The sequence below is a fragment of the Bradyrhizobium sp. F1.4.3 genome (genome assembly GCF_040548375.1).
GTDB lineage: Bacteria > Pseudomonadota > Alphaproteobacteria > Rhizobiales > Xanthobacteraceae > Bradyrhizobium.
Genome location: NZ_JBEPRN010000024.1, coordinates 24,722 through 39,862 on the forward strand (window position 1 = coordinate 24,722; position 15,141 = coordinate 39,862).

Here is a 15,141-nt window from a genome sequence, read left to right on the forward strand (position 1 = left end):
GCCTTAGCCGCCCCGCTCCTTCCGCAGCTTCGCCCAATAATCCAGCCGCTTCCGGATTTCTCGCTCAAAACCGCGCTCGGGCGGGTCGTAGAAGGTCTGGCGGCCCAGGGCTTCCGGAAAATAGTCCTGCCCCGAAAAGGCGTCGGGCGTGTCGTGGTCGTATTCGTAAGCTGCGCCGTAGCCTTCGGACTTCATCAGCTTGGTCGGCGAGTTGAGGATATGCTTCGGCGGCAGCAGCGAGCCGGCCTGCTTCGCGGTCTGCATCGCCGCACCGAAGGCGGTGTAGACGGCGTTCGATTTCGGCGCGGTGGCGAGATAGACCACCGCTTGCGCGATGGCGAGCTCGCCTTCGGGCGACCCCAGAAAATCGAAGGCGTCCTTGGCCGCGTTGGCGATGACGAGCGCCTGCGGATCGGCAAGGCCGATGTCCTCGACCGCCATGCGCACGACGCGGCGGGCCAGGAACAGCGGATCCTCCCCGGCATCGAGCATGCGCGCGAGATAATACAGTGCCGCATCAGGATCAGAGCCGCGCACGGATTTATGCAGGGCCGAGATCAGGTTGTAGTGGCCGTCGGCGGATTTGTCGTAGATCGGCGCGCGGCGTTGCAGGATGTCCTGCAATTGCGCAGCATTGAAAATCTCGTCCTTGCGGGCAGCGCGCCAAACCTCTTCGACGAGCGTGAGCGAGGCACGGCCATCGCCGTCGGCCATGCGCACCAGCACTGCGCGCGCCTCGGCATCGAGCGGCAGCTTCCGGCCCTCCACCGCTTCGGCATGCACGAACAGCTTCTCGATGGCAGCGGCGTCGAGCGAATGAAACACCAGCACACGCGCGCGCGACAGAAGCGCCGCGTTGAGCTCGAAGGACGGGTTTTCGGTGGTGGCACCGACCATCACCACCGTGCCGTCTTCCATCACCGGCAGAAACGAGTCCTGCTGGGCGCGATTGAAACGATGCACCTCGTCGACGAACAGCAGCGTGCCCTTGCCCATCTCGCGACGGGCGCGCGCGGCTTCAAAGGCCTTCTTGAGGTCGGCGACACCGGAGAACACCGCCGAGATCTGCTCGAAATGCAGGTCGGTCGCGTCAGCCAGCAGCCGCGCCACCGTGGTCTTGCCGGTGCCGGGTGGGCCCCAGAACACCAGCGAGCCAAGCGTGCGGGTCTCCAGCATGCGCGTCAGCGCGCCGTCGGGGCCGAGGATGTGGTCCTGGCCGACGACCTCCGACAATGCGCGCGGCCGCAGGCGATCCGGCAGCGGATGCGGAGCCTCGTGATCGAGCCCCGCCGCGGCAAAGAGAGTTGGCGTCTCCTGTGGTCGCTTCGGACTCATCCGCCGAGCGTGACGTTGATCTGCTGGCCGCCGCGCACCAGCGTGATGCGCCAGAGCCGCTGACGATCGCCTGCCGCCTTCTCCAGGTCGCCGGTCTTGCCGATCTTCTGGTTGTTGACGGCGAGGATGATGTCGCCTTTCTGGAAGCCGACATTGGCGGCCGGCGAGTCGTCGCCAAGCTCGGTGATGACAACGCCCTCGGTGTCGGCATCGAGATGCAACTCGTCGGCGACCGCCGGGGTGATGGTCGAGATCTTCGCGCCCTGGAACGGTGAGCGCGCGGTGATGACGAGCTCGTTGCGGCCCGAATCCGGCGCGGTCTCCAGCGCCACCGTCAGCTTCACCGGCTTGCCGCCGCGCTGTACGTCGATCTGCGCCGTGCCGCCGAGCGGCCGGGTGGCAAAGCGATAGTCGAAGGCGTTGGGGTCGTCGACGGCTTGGCCGTCGATCGCAACGATCAGGTCGGAGGATTTCAGGCCGGCCTTGGCGGCTGGTCCGCTCGGAACGACGCTTGCGACCAGCGCGCCGGACGGCGAGCGCAGGCCGAGACTTTCGGCGATCTCGGGCGTCACCGCCTGCAACTTTGCGCCGAGCCATGGCCGCTTCACCGCCTTGCCGCCGCCCTTGGCGGAGGCCACGACGACGCGCACCATGTTGGCAGGAATCGCAAAGCCGATGCCTTGCGAGCCGCCCGACCGCGAATAGATCGCGGTGTTGATGCCGGCGAGCTTGCCACTCATGTCGACCAGCGCACCGCCGGAATTGCCGGGATTGATCGCCGCGTCGGTCTGGATGAAGAATTGATAGTCGGTGATGCCGACCTGCGTGCGCGCGAGCGCCGAAATGATGCCGTGGGTCACGGTCTGGCCGACGCCGAAGGGATTGCCGATCGCGAGCACGACGTCGCCGACCATCAGCTCATCCGAATTGGTGAAGTCGAGCGTCGGAAACTTCTCCTTGGTGTCCTTCAGGCGCAGCACGGCGAGATCGCTGCGGGGATCCTTCAGGACGATATCGGCCTCGAACTCCCGCTTGTCCGACAGCGACACCTTGACCTGATCGGCACCCTCGATGACGTGGACGTTGGTCACGACCAGACCGGACGCATCGACGATGACGCCGGAGCCGAGCGAGCGCTGCATCTGCTCGGGCTGCTGGCCCGGAACGCCGAAGAAGCGGCGGAAGATCGGGTCGTCCAGGAGCGGGTTGCGGTTCTGCACCATCTTGGCCGCATAGACGTTGACGACCGCCGGCTGCACCCGCTGCACGATCGGGGCATAGGACAGCCGTAGCTCGGCCGCAGACGACGGGACGCGGCGGTCCTGCGCCGAGGCCGGATTGAAGTGGGCCGAAAAGGCTATGCACAATGCGATGAAGACGGCGGCACGGATCGGTCGAAACATTCCTACCTCACGGAAAAGACGTCGGAATATAGGCGCGTTCGCCCCTCAATAGAAGGGCGCCGGGCGGCAATATTCAGCCCCCTTCCGGTGTCTCCCAAATGCAAGCCCAGCGTGCGAAATGGTAATTTGCCTGGGGCGGTGGATTGGCATGATGCGCGTCATCTTGCATTCTGGGTGATGGCGGATTCGGTTGCGGCGAATTTACATCAGTAGGAACCGCGCAACCGGAGCGCGCCGTCGCGGGACGGTCATCGATCATTCTTAGGCTCTCCCGTTGCGACTTGGGGAAGTTGGTCTAACCGATGGAGTGGTGACGTGAGCAGGACAAGAATTGCAGCCGCGGCGATTGGTCTCGCCGGCGCGCTGGCGGCCTCGCAAGCCCAGGCACAATCAGCAAGCAATAGTGATCAGGAGATCGCACTGCTGAAACAGCAGTTGAAGATGTTGGAGCAGAAGCTCGACAAGCTCCAAAGCCAGACCGCGGCAAACACGGCGGCGACAGCGAAGACCAAGGCCGAAGCGAAGGCCGAAGCGCGCTCGGAGGCGAAGGCGGTCGTCGCCAATGCCAACGCGGCCATTCCGGTCAAGGGACCGGTCGCGCCGTCCGGCGTCGTGGTGACGATGCCGAACAACCGGCCGACGATCTGCACCGCGGACGAGCAGAACTGCGTCGCCATCACGAGCCGCGTACACTGGGATGTCGGCGGTTACAATTATCGTCCCAACACGGCCGCGACGACGCCGCAACAGCTCGACAGCGGCGAGAACGTCCGCCGTGCGCGTATCGGCATCGTCGGCAAGTTCTTCGGCGACTGGAATTACTCCCTGATCTACGACTTCGGCGGCACCTCTGACGGCTTCGGCGGCACCGGCGCGGCCGGCGCCACCGCTGTCGGCTTCCTGCCGGGCGGGGGGACGTCGGGCATCGAAAATGCCTATCTCAGCTACACCGGTCTCAAGCCGTTCGGCGGCAAGATGGCGATCGAAGCCGGCGTCATGGACATCCCCTGGACGCTCGACGAGTCCACCAGCTCCAACGACATCATGTTCATGGAGCGCGCCTCGGCCGGCATCATCGCGCAGAACATCGCGGCCGGCGACTTCCGTTCGGCCATCGGCACTCGTTGGTGGAATGACCAGCTCTGGATGGGCGCCTATGTCACCGGACCGACCACGGGCCAGATCCACTCTGCGTCCAGCGTCTCTCCGCCCGGCACCAGCGAGCAATATGGCGCGGTCGTTCGCGTCGCCGGTAACCCGATCAACGGCAACGGCTACTCGGTGCATATCGGTGCCGATGCGGAGTGGCTGATCCAGCCGCCGCGTAATCTGGTGACGCAAGCGCAGACGCTCACGCTTAGTGACCGGCCCGAGCTGCGGATCGATCCGACGACGCTGATCTCGACCGGTGGGATCGCCAACGTATCAGGGGCACAGGTCTACGGCGTCGAGGCGGCTGCGACCTATGGCTCGTTCATCGCGCAGGGCGAGTACTATTGGTTCAATGTCGACCGCACTGCCAATACAGGCCTGCCGCCGCTCGGCGCGTCGAGCCTGAAATTCGATGGCGGCTACGCGCAGGTCGGCTACGTGCTGACCGGCGAGACGCGTGCCTACAATGCGGCGAGCGCCTCGTACGGCGGTGTCAAGCCCGCGAATCCCTTCTCAATCGCCGGCGGCGGCTGGGGCGCCTGGGAAATCGCCGGACGCGTGAGCACGATGAACCTGAACGATCAGCTCGCGACCGCAGCCGGCATCGCGGGTGGACGACAAACCATCTACACCGCCGCGCTGAACTGGTACGTGAACAACAACGTCCGCTTCATGCTGGACTATTTGCATGGCGACGTCTCGAAGCAGGCGAGCTCCATCTCTGCGGTGAATACGGGCTCGAAGTTCGATGCGGTCGCCATGCGCACTCAGGTTGCTTTCTGACCTGAAGTCGCGTTCAGTCAAAGAGGCTCAAGAGCCGGGAGCAGCGCGCCGCTCCCGGATTCACGCTGCGCGCTTCGGTTTCCTGACCGGCTCAGCCTTGGGCGCCGGCGCACAGGACAGCCCCTGTTGATGGCTCTGGCCCCAGGCCTTGAGAATATCGATCACCGGCCGCAGACTCTCGCCGAGCTCGGACAAGCAATACTCGACGCGCGGCGGCACCTCGGCATAGACCTTGCGGATGATGAGCCTGTCTTCCTCCAGCGCGCGAAGCTGCTTGGTCAGCATGCGCTGGGTGATGCCCGGCATCAGGCGGCGCAATTCGCCGAAGCGCTGGGTACCGCTCTGAAGGTGGTAGAGGATCACGCCCTTCCACTTGCCGTCGATCAGGTCCAGCGTCGCTTCGACCGCGCAGCCGGGCCGGTGGGCAAAATTGCGTCGTTTCATGCGCGTTTTCCCAATAGTATCCAAACAGGGACTATATCCCCGAATTTACAGTACTTGCAAAATGGAAGCTACCCCGACAGGTAACAAGTCAGGCGATCAAGCCATCTGATGGAGACAACAGGCATGAAGGCCGTCGGCTATAAAAAATCGCTTCCGATCGAGGATGCGGATTCACTGATCGATTTCGAGACCGCAAAACCCGAGCCAAAAGGGCGCGACGTCCGCGTCACGGTGAAGGCGATCTCGGCCAATCCGGTCGACTACAAGGTGCGCAAACGCGCCGCCCCGCCCGAGGGCGAGGTGAAGATTCTCGGCTATGACGCGGCCGGCGTGGTCGATGCCGTCGGGCCCGAGGTGACGCTGTTCAAGCCGGGCGACGAGGTGTTCTACGCGGGCTCGATCCTGCGGCAGGGTACCAACTCCGAATTTCATCTGGTTGACGAACGCATCGTCGGCAACAAACCCAAGTCGCTCTCGTTTGCGCAGGCAGCCGCCCTACCCCTCACCTCGATCACAGCGTGGGAGCTGCTGTTCGACCGGCTCGGTGCGGTGCCGGGCAAGAGCGTCGATCCGCGCACGCTCTTGATCACCGGTGGCGCCGGTGGTGTCGGTTCGATCCTGATCCAGCTTGCGCGCCGCCTCACCGGCTTGACGGTGCTGACCACCGCGACGCGGCCGGAGTCGCAAAAATGGTGCCTCGAACTTGGCGCGCATGCGGTGATCGACCACGGCAAGCCAATGAAAGAGCAGATCGAGAAATTGAAGCTGCCGCCGGTCGCGCTGGTGGCGAGCCTCACCTTCACCGACCAACACTACAAGGCGATCGCCGAATTCATGGCGCCGCAGGGTAAGTTCGGCCTGATCGACGATCCCCCGGAATTCACCATGAGCGCGTTTAAGGGCAAGGCGATTTCGGTGCATTGGGAGTCGATGTTCACGCGCTCCTCGTTCCAGACGCCGGACATGATCGCGCAGCATCATCTGCTGGGCGACGTCTCCGACCTCATCGACAAGGGTGTGCTTCGCACCACGCTCGACCAGACGTTTGGCACGATCAATGCAGCCAACCTCAAGCGCGCCCATGCGTTGCTCGAGAGCGGCAAGTCGCGCGGCAAGATCGTGCTGGAAGGGTGGTAAGCTTCAGTGCGAGGCGGGCGGCGGCTTCGCCTCAGGTGCAACCGTCGCCCGCTCGACAAAACCCTTGGCGAGCGCGTGGTAGATGCCTTCCTCGCAGATCAGGCGCGAGGTCGCGTGCGCGACCAGCGCGGCAGCCATCAAAGGCACGACCATGCCGTGATTGTCGGTCATCTCGGTCACGATCACGAACGCTGTGATCGGCGCCTGCACCACACCGGCAAAATAGGAGACCATGCCGAGCAGCATGATCGCGCCGAGCGGCGCGTCGTGGAAGAGAGATGCGATATTGCTGCCGAGGCCGGCGCCGACGGCAAGCGACGGCGAAAAGATGCCGCCCGGTATGCCGCTGATCGCCGCAAAGGTGGTGGCGAGAAGCTTGAGGATGCCGAAATCCTGAGGCAGCGGCGCGCCATGCTCAAGGGCCGTCTTCACCTGATCATACCCCGTGCCGTAGATCGTATCGCCGGAGACAAGGCCGCAGACCGCGACTGCCAATCCGCACGCGAGCGCGAACCACAGAGGATAGCGCTTGACTGCGCGCCCGAGCGGATGGGCGAAGCCGCGCGCCATGGCGATGACGATACGGCTGAAGATGCCGCCGGCCAGGCCGCCGACGACGCCGCAAACCGGAACCGCCAGCCAGTCGGTGCCGCGGGCAAGCGACGCCGCGCTGCTGCCGAAATACGCATAATTGCCCATCAACGCGAGCGAGGTCAGGCCGGCCGCTATCACCGCCCCGATGATGAGGCTGCTGGTGCGGGTTTCGAAGGCGCGGCTCATCTCCTCGATGCCGAAGACGATGCCCGCAAGCGGCGTGTTGAAGGCCGCCGCGACCCCTGCGGCCGCGCCGGCCAGGATCAATCCGGGCTGACGGCGCGGCGAGACCCGCCCGAGCGCGAACATGATGGACGCGCCGACCTGAACGGTCGGCCCTTCCCGGCCCACGGAGCCGCCGCACAACAGGCCGAACAGGGTGAGGATGATCTTGCCGATCGCGATCCGGATCGAGACCAGACGTTCCCGCGCCGTCTGATCAGTCAAATGGCGCGCGGCGATCGCCTGCGGAATGCCGCTCCCCTGCGCGTTCGGAAACAGGCGAATGGTCAGATAGGCCGACAGCATGAAGCCCAGCGGGGTCACGGCCAGGACCGCATAGCGCGACTTTGTCAACAGCAGCGCAAAGGCATGCTGCGCCAGGTCGGCAAGCTGCGCCAACGCGACGGCGGCTCCTCCGACCACGATGCCGCCGAGCAGAAAGATCGCACGCCGCTGCCATCGCGCGGATATCAGCCTGACGCGTCGTTTGTTGCGGGTCGACAGGGTCCAATTCATGAAGCGGATGTTTTAGCCGATTGTGGCCCAAATTGAACCCGCGGCCGGGCAGACCAGCTAGGCGGGGATCACGCCCTCGACGAACAACAGTCGCCGCTCCAGCGCCGTCTGCCGCAGCTTCAGTGCCTCGGCATATTCGGCCGAGGCGTACCATTCGCGCGCCCGCGCCATCGACGGAAACTCCACGATGACGATGGTCTTGGGCGGCGGGCCGCCCTCCACCACTTCAGTTGCGCCGCCGCGCACGAGGTAGCGGCCACCATATTGCCCGATGGTTGTTGCTGCGAGCGTGCGATAGGCCTCCATCGCGGCCTGATCGCGCGCCTCGACCTCCGAGATCACATAGGCCGGCATGCGCGCGGCCTCAGGCAATGGTATTGACGATGCCGCCCTCGGCCCGCAGCGCCGCTCCGTTGGTCGCGGATGCTTCCTTGGAGGCGACGTAAACCACCATGTTGGCGATCTCATCGACGCTGGCGAAACGTTGGATCAGCGAGCTCGGGCGATGCTGCCTGACGAAATTCGCAGCCGCCTCGTCCACCGACTGGCCGTTCTGCTTGGCCAGATCCTTCACAAAGGTCTCGACGCCCTCCGACATGGTCGGGCCCGGCAGCACGGAATTGACGGTGACGCTGGTGCCCCGGGTGAGCTGCGCCAGCCCGCGCGCGACGGAGAGCTGCGCCGTCTTGGTCATGCCGTAATGGATCATCTCGACGGGAATGTTGAGCCCGGACTCCGAGGAGATGAAGACGATGCGGCCCCAGTTGCGCTTGAGCATGCCCTTGAGGTAGGCGCGTGACAGCCGCACGCCGCTCATGACGTTGACCTCGAAGAAGCGGCTCCAGTCCTCGTCCGGAATCTCGAAAAAATCCTTCGGCTCGAAGATGCCGGCGTTGTTGACGAGGATGTCGACCTCGGGCAGTGCCGCCACAAGCGCCTTGCAGCCCGAAGCGGTCGAGACGTCGCAGGCGATACCGCGCACCTTGCCGCCCGCTGCCTCCAGCTTGCGTACGGCGGCATCGACCTTGTCCTGGCCGCGCCCGTTGATCACGACGCTCGCGCCCGAGGCCGCAAGGCCCTTGGCAATGGCGTGGCCGATCCCGGCGGTCGAGCCGGTCACGAGCGCGGTCTTTCCGGAAAGATCGATGTTCATGCGTCATCTCCATTGATGTTGGTGGGAGATATCGTGCGCTGCACAAGCAGCTTCAATCACCCCTCACCGACGCGTGAGGATCTACTGGCGCGCCGGCCGCGACCGGACAAACCCAACGATGGCGTCGAGATCCTGCGGCGTCATGGTGGCGTGGCCGGCATAGGCCATCGGCGGCTTGAGCTTATGGCCGGTCGCGGGCGATGCCTTGGGTGATGACGCGCTTGATCTCGTCGTCGAAGACGAACATGCGCGGCATGAGATATCGCCGCGACATACAAAAAAGCGGCGCCCAGGGGCGCCGCTTTCTCAAAATCAGTGCCGCCCGGCTTACGCCGCCTCGGCTTCCTTCGCCTGCACCGGGCCGGAGTCCTGGCCCTTGGCATCGACGTCGCGATCGACGAACTCGATCACGGCCATCGGCGCGTTGTCGCCGTAGCGGAAGCCAGCCTTGATGATGCGGGTGTAGCCGCCCTGGCGGTCCTTGTAGCGGGTCGCGATCGTGTCGAAGAGCTTCCTGACCTGATCCTTGTCGCGCATCTCGGAGATGGCCTGGCGGCGCATGGCCAGCCCGCCTTTCTTGCCGAGAGTGACCAGCTTCTCCACGATCGGGCGCAATTCCTTCGCCTTCGGGAGCGTGGTGACGATCTGCTCGTGCTTGATCAGCGAGGCGCACATGTTGGCGAACATCGCGCGGCGATGCTCGGCGGTGCGGTTGAGCTTGCGATGAACCTTGCCGTGACGCATTTTTCTATTCCTTGAATTCCATTCGTCGCGACGGTTCGTCGGACATGTTGCTCAGGTGGGCTGCCTGCGTTCGCCCAGATAGCGAGTAGCGAGTAGCGAGTTGTCATTCGCTATTCGCCACTCCCCATTTGCCTAACTCAGTAGTGATCCTCGAAGCGCTTGGCGAGCTCGTCGATGTTCTCCGGCGGCCAGCCCGGCACTTCCATGCCGAGGTGCAGACCCATCTGGGCCAGCACTTCCTTGATCTCGTTCAGCGACTTGCGGCCGAAGTTCGGGGTGCGGAGCATTTCCGCTTCGCTCTTCTGCACGAGGTCGCCGATGTAGACGATGTTGTCGTTCTTCAAGCAGTTGGCCGAACGCACCGACAACTCGAGCTCGTCCACCTTCTTGAGGAAGGCCGGGTTGAAGGCGAGGTCCGGGATGATCTCCTGGGCGACTTCCTTGCGCGGCTCTTCGAAGTTGACGAACACGTTGAGCTGATCCTGGAGGATGCGCGCCGCGTAAGCCACGGAATCATCCGGCGAGATCGCGCCGTTGGTCTCGATCGTCATGGTCAGCTTGTCGTAGTCGAGGATCTGGCCCTCGCGGGTGTTCTCGACCTTGTAGGAGACCTTGCGGACCGGCGAGAACAGGCTGTCGACCGGGATCAGGCCGATCGGCGCGTCCTCGGGACGGTTGCGCTCGGCGGGCACGTAGCCCTTGCCGGTCGCGACCGTGAACTCCATGCGGATCTCGGCGCCCTCGTCCAGCGTGCAGATCTGGAGGTCCGGATTGAGCACCACGACGTCGCCGACGGTCTGGATGTCGCCGGCGGTGACGACGCCCGGGCCCTGCTTCTTCACGACCATGCGCTTGGGGCCTTCGCCCTGCATCTTGATCGAGATGTCCTTGATGTTGAGCACGATGTCGGTGACGTCCTCACGGACGCCAGCGATCGAGGAGAACTCGTGCAGCACGCCGTCAATATGCACCGACTGCACCGCCGAGCCCTGGAGCGAGGAGAGAAGGATGCGGCGCAGCGCGTTGCCGAGGGTCTGACCGAAGCCGCGCTCGAGCGGCTCGGCGACGATGGTCGCAAAACGGGCCGGATCGCTGCCGGGAGACACCTGGAGCTTGTTCGGCCGAATCAGTTCTTGCCAATTTTTCTGGATCGTCACTGTTTCACCCATACGGGCCAGTCGAACTGCCGTTGCAGACACTGGCGTTGGAGAAAGGCCGCAGGTCGCACCCGCGGCTTCTTAAAAAGTCATCGCGGACGACAATGGCGTCCGCGATCTCGTATCAAACGCGCCGACGCTTGCGGGGACGGCAACCGTTGTGCGGGATCGTGGTCACGTCGCGGATCGAGGTGACGGTGAAGCCTGCGGCCTGGAGCGCGCGGAGCGCCGACTCGCGGCCCGAACCGGGACCGGCGACTTCGACTTCCAGCGTACGCATGCCGTGTTCCTGCGCTTTCTTGGACACGTCTTCGGCTGCGACCTGCGCGGCATAGGGGGTCGACTTGCGCGAGCCCTTGAAGCCCATCGTGCCGGCGGAGGACCAGGCAATGGTATTGCCCTGTGCGTCGGTGATGGTGATGGTCGTGTTGTTGAACGACGAGTTCACATGCGCAACGCCGGAGGCGATGTTCTTGCGCTCACGACGGCGAACGCGGGTGGCTTCCTTGCCCATAGAGTACCTTTCCTGGAGATCTCAAACGCCGCCGTAATGCCAGCGGCTACACCTGTGGAACGAATGGCGCGTGGCGAACGGGTCATCCCCTTCCGCCACACGCCGCGATTGGATTCGAAAACTTACTTCTTCTTGCCGGCGATGGCCTTGGCCGGGCCCTTGCGCGTACGCGCATTGGTGTGGGTACGCTGACCGCGCACCGGCAGACCGCGACGATGACGCAGGCCGCGATAGCAGCCGAGGTCCATCAGACGCTTGATGTTGATGCCGACCTCACGACGCAGGTCACCCTCGACCAGATAGTCGCGGTCGATCACTTCGCGGATCTGAAGCACTTCGGCGTCACTGAGCTGATTGACGCGACGATCCGCGGGGATCTTGACCTTTTCCATGATCTCGCCGGCGATCTTCTCGCCGATGCCATGGATGTACTGGAGCGCGATCAGCACGCGCTTGTTGGTGGGAATGTTCACGCCGGCAATACGGGCCACGGCCTTCTCTCCTGTCGCCGATCCCTCGTCAGGAATCCGGCTTTAAGTTCTTGTGTTCTCGGGCAGGTGTTCACAAACGCGAACACGACGCCCACCCCCGGTCTTCCTGGGGCCCGGCATCGTCTGAAACTATCCGACTTGGATGCGGGGCTTATTAAGGGATTCAGGGGGCTTTCGTCAACCGCTGCTAGCGCTTAGCTCGCTTTTTCGTGACCTTTTTTGCGGCCTTTTTGGCACCTTTTTTTAAGGCCTTCTTTGGGGCCTTTTTGGCCGCCTTCTTGGCACCCTTCACGGCCTTCTTGGCTGCCTTTTTAGCGGATTTGGCCGCCTTTTTTGCCGTTTTCGCCGGCTTTTTGGCTGATTTGGCCTTCTTGGCCCCCTTCTTGGCGGGTGCCGCCTTGGCCACGCTCCTGGCGTGCGTCCTGGGCTCGATCGCCCCCAACGCCAGCAGGAGGCGGTGGATGGCGCGGGTCACCTCATCAATGGCCATCATGCCGTCGATGGTCGAAAGCTTCCGCCGCTCGGAATAGTAGTGAATCAGGGGTTCCGTCTGGCTGCGGTAGCTGGCGAGTCGCTTGGTCAGCACCTCCGGGGTGTCGTCGACCCGGACGTCCTCGCCCCGCTCCCGCATCTGGGCCACGCGTGTCTCGACACGGCTCAAAAGCGCACTCTCGTTGACGCGAAGCTCGATCACCGCATCGAGCTTCATGTGTTTGTGCTTGAGCAACTCGTCCAGCGCCTCGGCCTGCGGCACGGTGCGCGGGAAACCGTCGAGGATGAAACCGTGCCTCGCGTCCGGCTGATCGATGCGATCGGAGATGATTCCGACCACGACATCGTCGGGCACGAGGCCGCCGCTCGCCATGATCTCCTTGGCCTTCAGCCCGACCGGCGTTCCGGCCGCAACGGCTGCGCGCAACATCTCTCCGGTCGAGAGCTGGACGATGCCATAGCGCTGCACCAGCAGCTGCGCCTGGGTCCCCTTGCCCGACCCCGGCGGTCCCAGAAGTATAATTCTCATCGGCGTACGCCCCCCCGATATGGTGAGCGATACGTCGCGCACCTGCTGTTTTGAAGATCAAGAACAGTGCAAACCACAATCGGCCCCGCACCGCCACCCATATCATAGGGGTGCGACTGCCCGGACACCAAGAAGGTCTTTGAAATCAGCGATTGCGTCGCAGTGAGAGCAGTTCTGCCGATGCGCCCCAACGGTCGGTCCTGCACCTCGCGGACACCGCGCACCCGCGGGCGTGGCGAATCGGCGATGTCGAGTCGAGGCGCGCGCCGAGAGGACGCCGCGCCTTCAGCGGCGACGGCCGCGCAGCTTCGACTTGCGGATCAGCCCTTCATACTGATGGGCCAGCAGATAACCCTGCACCTGCGCCACCGTGTCCATGGTGACACTGACGACGATCAGCAGCGACGTGCCGCCGAAGTAGAACGGCACCGAGGCGTAGGAGATCAGGATTTCCGGGATCAAGCAGACGATCGCCAGATAGATCGCACCGAGCACGGTGATGCGCGACAGCACGTAGTCGATATATTCCGCGGTGCGCTCGCCGGGGCGGATGCCCGGAATGAAGCCGCCGTGCTTCTTCAGATTGTCCGCGGTCTCGGTCGGGTTGAACACGATCGCGGTGTAGAAGAACGCGAAGAACACGATCAGCGCGAGATAGAGAATCAGGAACAGCGGACGGCCGTGGCCGAGCTGGGTCGTGATCCACTGGAACCACTCCGGCCCACGACCCGCGTTGAAATTCGCAACCGTGGTCGGCAGCAACAGCAGCGAGGACGCGAAGATCGGAGGAATGACGCCCGAGGTGTTGAGCTTGAGCGGCAGATGCGAGGATTGGCCCTCGAACATCTTGTTGCCGACCTGGCGCTTCGGATACTGGATCAGGAGCCGGCGCTGGGCGCGCTCCATGAACACGATGAAGGCGATCACGGCGACCGCCATCACGATCACGACCAGGATCAGGCCGGTCGACATCGCGCCCTGACGACCGAGCTCCAGCATGTTGGCGAGCGCTGCCGGCAGCTCGGCGACGATGCCGGAGAGAATGATCAGCGAGATGCCGTTGCCGATGCCACGCGAGGTGATCTGTTCGCCGAGCCACATCAGGAACATGGTGCCGCCGGTCAGCGTGATCGCGGTGGAGAGGCGGAAGAACATCCCGGGGTCGCTGACAACGTTGCCGGCGCCTTCGAGACCGACTGCGATGCCATAGGACTGGAACGCGGCCAGGATCACGGTGAGATAGCGGGTGTACTGGTTCAGCAGCTTGCGGCCAGACTCGCCCTCCTTCTTCAGCGCCTCGAGCTGCGGCGAGACGGTGGTCAGGAGCTGGATGATGATCGACGCCGAAATGTACGGCATGATGTTCAGCGCGAAGATCGCCATGCGGTGGATGCCGCCGCCGGCAAACATGTTGAACATGCCGAGAATGCCGCCCGCCTGGGAACGGAACACCTGCTCCCAGATATTGGGATCGATGCCGGGCAGCGGGATGTAGGTGCCGAGCCGATAAACGAGCAGCGCACCCAGGGTGAACCAAATGCGCTTCTTCAGCTCGTCGGCCTTGGCGAACGCGCCGAAATTGAGGTTGGCTGCCAGTTGTTCCGCTGCTGAGGCCATATTGGACTTTCTCCCGCCGCCTTTTACGCCGTCATACCCGCGGCCGGGCACTTTAGCGGACGCCGGACATTATCTGGTACTCGGCTTCGATAAGTCCATCGTCCCGCATGCGTAAAGGCCCGCGAGACGCGGGCCAATGACGCAGTTGTTACGCCGCCTCGCCTTCTTCCTTGGCAGGCGCGAGGATCTTCACCGAGCCGCCGGCCTTCTCAACCGCCGCAATCGCGGTCTTCGAGGCGCCGTGGACTTCGAGGTTGAGCTTGGCCTTGAGCTCGCCGCGGCCAAGCAGCCGCAGGCCGGCCTTGGCGCGGCGCAACACGCCGGCCTTCACCAGTGTCTCGACGTTCACGACGCTGCCGGCGTCGACCTTCTTGGCATCGACCGCTTCCTGGAGCCGGTCGAGATTGATCTCGACGAACTCGACGCGGAAGATGTTGTTGAAACCGCGCTTGGGCAGACGGCGATGCATCGGCATCTGGCCGCCTTCGAAACCCTTGATGCGCACGCCCGAACGCGCGGTCTGGCCCTTGCCGCCGCGGCCGGACTGCTTGCCTTTGCCGGAACCGATGCCACGGCCGACGCGCATACGCTTCTTGCGCGAGCCGGCGTTGTCGGCGATATCGCTGAGCTTCATCGCCCTTCTCCTTGTTTCTTACTTCTCGTCGACGATGCGGACGAGATGGTGAACTTTCTCGATCATGCCGCGGACGGCCGGGGTGTCCGGCAATTCGCTGACGCGGCCGATCTTGTTGAGCTTGAGCCCGATCAGCGTCGAGCGCTGCGAGTGATGGCGGCGGATCGCGCTGCCGGTCTGCTCAAGCTTGATCGTCTTTGCGGCCTTGGCCATCATGGTCTACT

The 15,141-nt window shown here is 63.9% G+C and carries 16 protein-coding genes; 2 read left to right on the forward strand and 14 right to left on the reverse strand.

Annotated features, from left to right (window positions below; translation table 11 throughout):
• Nucleotides 1–3: 3 nt before the first annotated feature.
• Entirely contained in the window at nt 4–1,335 is a 1,332-nt protein-coding gene (locus ABIB73_RS34770) for a replication-associated recombination protein A (RefSeq protein WP_354231690.1), read from the reverse strand.
• Nucleotides 1,332–2,738 (reverse strand): DegQ family serine endoprotease, encoded by a 1,407-nt coding sequence (locus ABIB73_RS34775; protein WP_354231692.1) that lies wholly within the window; start codon nt 2,736–2,738, stop codon nt 1,332–1,334. The genes ABIB73_RS34770 and ABIB73_RS34775 overlap by 4 nt, the downstream gene beginning before the upstream one ends.
• Nucleotides 2,739–3,053: 315 nt before the next feature.
• Between ABIB73_RS34775 and ABIB73_RS34780 the strand changes: the two genes are divergently transcribed.
• A complete protein-coding gene (locus ABIB73_RS34780; protein ID WP_354231694.1) occupies nt 3,054–4,673 on the forward strand; it encodes an OprO/OprP family phosphate-selective porin in 1,620 nt (539 codons plus the stop codon).
• A gap of 60 nt (nt 4,674–4,733) precedes the next feature.
• On the opposite strand, the gene ABIB73_RS34785 is transcribed toward ABIB73_RS34780, so the two are convergent.
• Nucleotides 4,734–5,117, reverse strand: a complete 384-nt coding sequence (locus ABIB73_RS34785; RefSeq protein WP_354231696.1) for a winged helix-turn-helix transcriptional regulator — start codon at nt 5,115–5,117, stop codon at nt 4,734–4,736.
• A gap of 123 nt (nt 5,118–5,240) precedes the next feature.
• Here ABIB73_RS34785 and ABIB73_RS34790 point away from each other — a divergent pair, with 123 nt between their 5' ends.
• Nucleotides 5,241–6,254, forward strand: a complete 1,014-nt coding sequence (locus ABIB73_RS34790; protein WP_354231697.1) for a zinc-binding alcohol dehydrogenase family protein — start codon at nt 5,241–5,243, stop codon at nt 6,252–6,254.
• Nucleotides 6,255–6,257: 3 nt separating this feature from the next.
• Here ABIB73_RS34790 and ABIB73_RS34795 read toward each other — a convergent pair whose 3' ends face one another.
• The 11 genes from ABIB73_RS34795 to rpmD all read right to left on the reverse strand — a co-directional run bounded on the left by ABIB73_RS34795 (nt 6,258) and on the right by rpmD (nt 15,130).
• Nucleotides 6,258–7,586, reverse strand: coding sequence for a chloride channel protein (locus ABIB73_RS34795; RefSeq protein ID WP_354231699.1), 1,329 nt, complete (start codon nt 7,584–7,586; stop codon nt 6,258–6,260).
• A 57-nt stretch (nt 7,587–7,643) separates the two neighbouring features.
• Nucleotides 7,644–7,940 carry a DUF1330 domain-containing protein gene (locus ABIB73_RS34800; protein WP_354231701.1) on the reverse strand — a complete coding sequence of 99 codons (297 nt, stop codon included), beginning with the start codon at nt 7,938–7,940 and terminating at the stop codon, nt 7,644–7,646.
• A 10-nt stretch (nt 7,941–7,950) separates the two neighbouring features.
• Nucleotides 7,951–8,739 carry an SDR family NAD(P)-dependent oxidoreductase gene (locus ABIB73_RS34805; protein WP_354231703.1) on the reverse strand — a complete coding sequence of 263 codons (789 nt, stop codon included), beginning with the start codon at nt 8,737–8,739 and terminating at the stop codon, nt 7,951–7,953.
• A 327-nt stretch (nt 8,740–9,066) separates the two neighbouring features.
• Nucleotides 9,067–9,483 (reverse strand): 50S ribosomal protein L17, encoded by a 417-nt coding sequence (gene rplQ / locus ABIB73_RS34810; RefSeq protein WP_354231705.1) that lies wholly within the window; start codon nt 9,481–9,483, stop codon nt 9,067–9,069.
• Nucleotides 9,484–9,620: 137 nt separating this feature from the next.
• Entirely contained in the window at nt 9,621–10,652 is a 1,032-nt protein-coding gene (locus ABIB73_RS34815) for a DNA-directed RNA polymerase subunit alpha (protein WP_354231707.1), read from the reverse strand.
• 112 nt (nt 10,653–10,764) lie between these two features.
• Complete coding sequence (gene rpsK, locus ABIB73_RS34820; RefSeq protein ID WP_007603045.1) at nt 10,765–11,154, reverse strand: 30S ribosomal protein S11; 390 nt, start codon at nt 11,152–11,154, stop codon at nt 10,765–10,767.
• A gap of 122 nt (nt 11,155–11,276) precedes the next feature.
• Nucleotides 11,277–11,645, reverse strand: coding sequence for a 30S ribosomal protein S13 (gene rpsM / locus ABIB73_RS34825; RefSeq protein WP_354231709.1), 369 nt, complete (start codon nt 11,643–11,645; stop codon nt 11,277–11,279).
• A gap of 187 nt (nt 11,646–11,832) precedes the next feature.
• The gene (locus ABIB73_RS34830) at nt 11,833–12,666 is read right to left on the reverse strand and encodes an adenylate kinase (RefSeq protein WP_354231781.1); all 834 of its coding nucleotides are present in this window, start codon (nt 12,664–12,666) and stop codon (nt 11,833–11,835) included.
• Between the two features lie 285 nt (nt 12,667–12,951).
• Nucleotides 12,952–14,283, reverse strand: coding sequence for a preprotein translocase subunit SecY (secY, locus tag ABIB73_RS34835; RefSeq protein WP_354231711.1), 1,332 nt, complete (start codon nt 14,281–14,283; stop codon nt 12,952–12,954).
• Between the two features lie 148 nt (nt 14,284–14,431).
• Complete coding sequence (gene rplO / locus ABIB73_RS34840) at nt 14,432–14,917, reverse strand: 50S ribosomal protein L15 (RefSeq protein WP_354231713.1); 486 nt, start codon at nt 14,915–14,917, stop codon at nt 14,432–14,434.
• An 18-nt stretch (nt 14,918–14,935) separates the two neighbouring features.
• Nucleotides 14,936–15,130, reverse strand: coding sequence for a 50S ribosomal protein L30 (gene rpmD / locus ABIB73_RS34845; protein WP_063682061.1), 195 nt, complete (start codon nt 15,128–15,130; stop codon nt 14,936–14,938).
• Nucleotides 15,131–15,141: the final 11 nt, after the last annotated feature.

Excerpts from the sequence above, each read along its gene's own strand:
- ABIB73_RS34770 (WP_354231690.1), bottom strand. The coding sequence starts at position 1,335 with ATGAGTCCGAAGCGACCACAGGAGACGCCAACTCTCTTTGCCGCGGCG.
- ABIB73_RS34775 (WP_354231692.1), bottom strand. The coding sequence starts at position 2,738 with ATGTTTCGACCGATCCGTGCCGCCGTCTTCATCGCATTGTGCATAGCC.
- ABIB73_RS34785 (WP_354231696.1), bottom strand. The coding sequence starts at position 5,117 with ATGAAACGACGCAATTTTGCCCACCGGCCCGGCTGCGCGGTCGAAGCG.
- ABIB73_RS34790 (WP_354231697.1), top strand. The coding sequence starts at position 5,241 with ATGAAGGCCGTCGGCTATAAAAAATCGCTTCCGATCGAGGATGCGGAT.
- ABIB73_RS34795 (WP_354231699.1), bottom strand. The coding sequence starts at position 7,586 with ATGAATTGGACCCTGTCGACCCGCAACAAACGACGCGTCAGGCTGATA.
- ABIB73_RS34800 (WP_354231701.1), bottom strand. The coding sequence starts at position 7,940 with ATGCCGGCCTATGTGATCTCGGAGGTCGAGGCGCGCGATCAGGCCGCG.
- ABIB73_RS34805 (WP_354231703.1), bottom strand. The coding sequence starts at position 8,739 with ATGAACATCGATCTTTCCGGAAAGACCGCGCTCGTGACCGGCTCGACC.
- rplQ (WP_354231705.1), bottom strand. The coding sequence starts at position 9,483 with ATGCGTCACGGCAAGGTTCATCGCAAGCTCAACCGCACCGCCGAGCAT.
- ABIB73_RS34815 (WP_354231707.1), bottom strand. The coding sequence starts at position 10,652 with ATGGGTGAAACAGTGACGATCCAGAAAAATTGGCAAGAACTGATTCGG.
- rpsK (WP_007603045.1), bottom strand. The coding sequence starts at position 11,154 with ATGGGCAAGGAAGCCACCCGCGTTCGCCGTCGTGAGCGCAAGAACATC.
- ABIB73_RS34830 (WP_354231781.1), bottom strand. The coding sequence starts at position 12,666 with ATGAGAATTATACTTCTGGGACCGCCGGGGTCGGGCAAGGGGACCCAG.
- secY (WP_354231711.1), bottom strand. The coding sequence starts at position 14,283 with ATGGCCTCAGCAGCGGAACAACTGGCAGCCAACCTCAATTTCGGCGCG.
- rplO (WP_354231713.1), bottom strand. The coding sequence starts at position 14,917 with ATGAAGCTCAGCGATATCGCCGACAACGCCGGCTCGCGCAAGAAGCGT.
- rpmD (WP_063682061.1), bottom strand. The coding sequence starts at position 15,130 with ATGGCCAAGGCCGCAAAGACGATCAAGCTTGAGCAGACCGGCAGCGCG.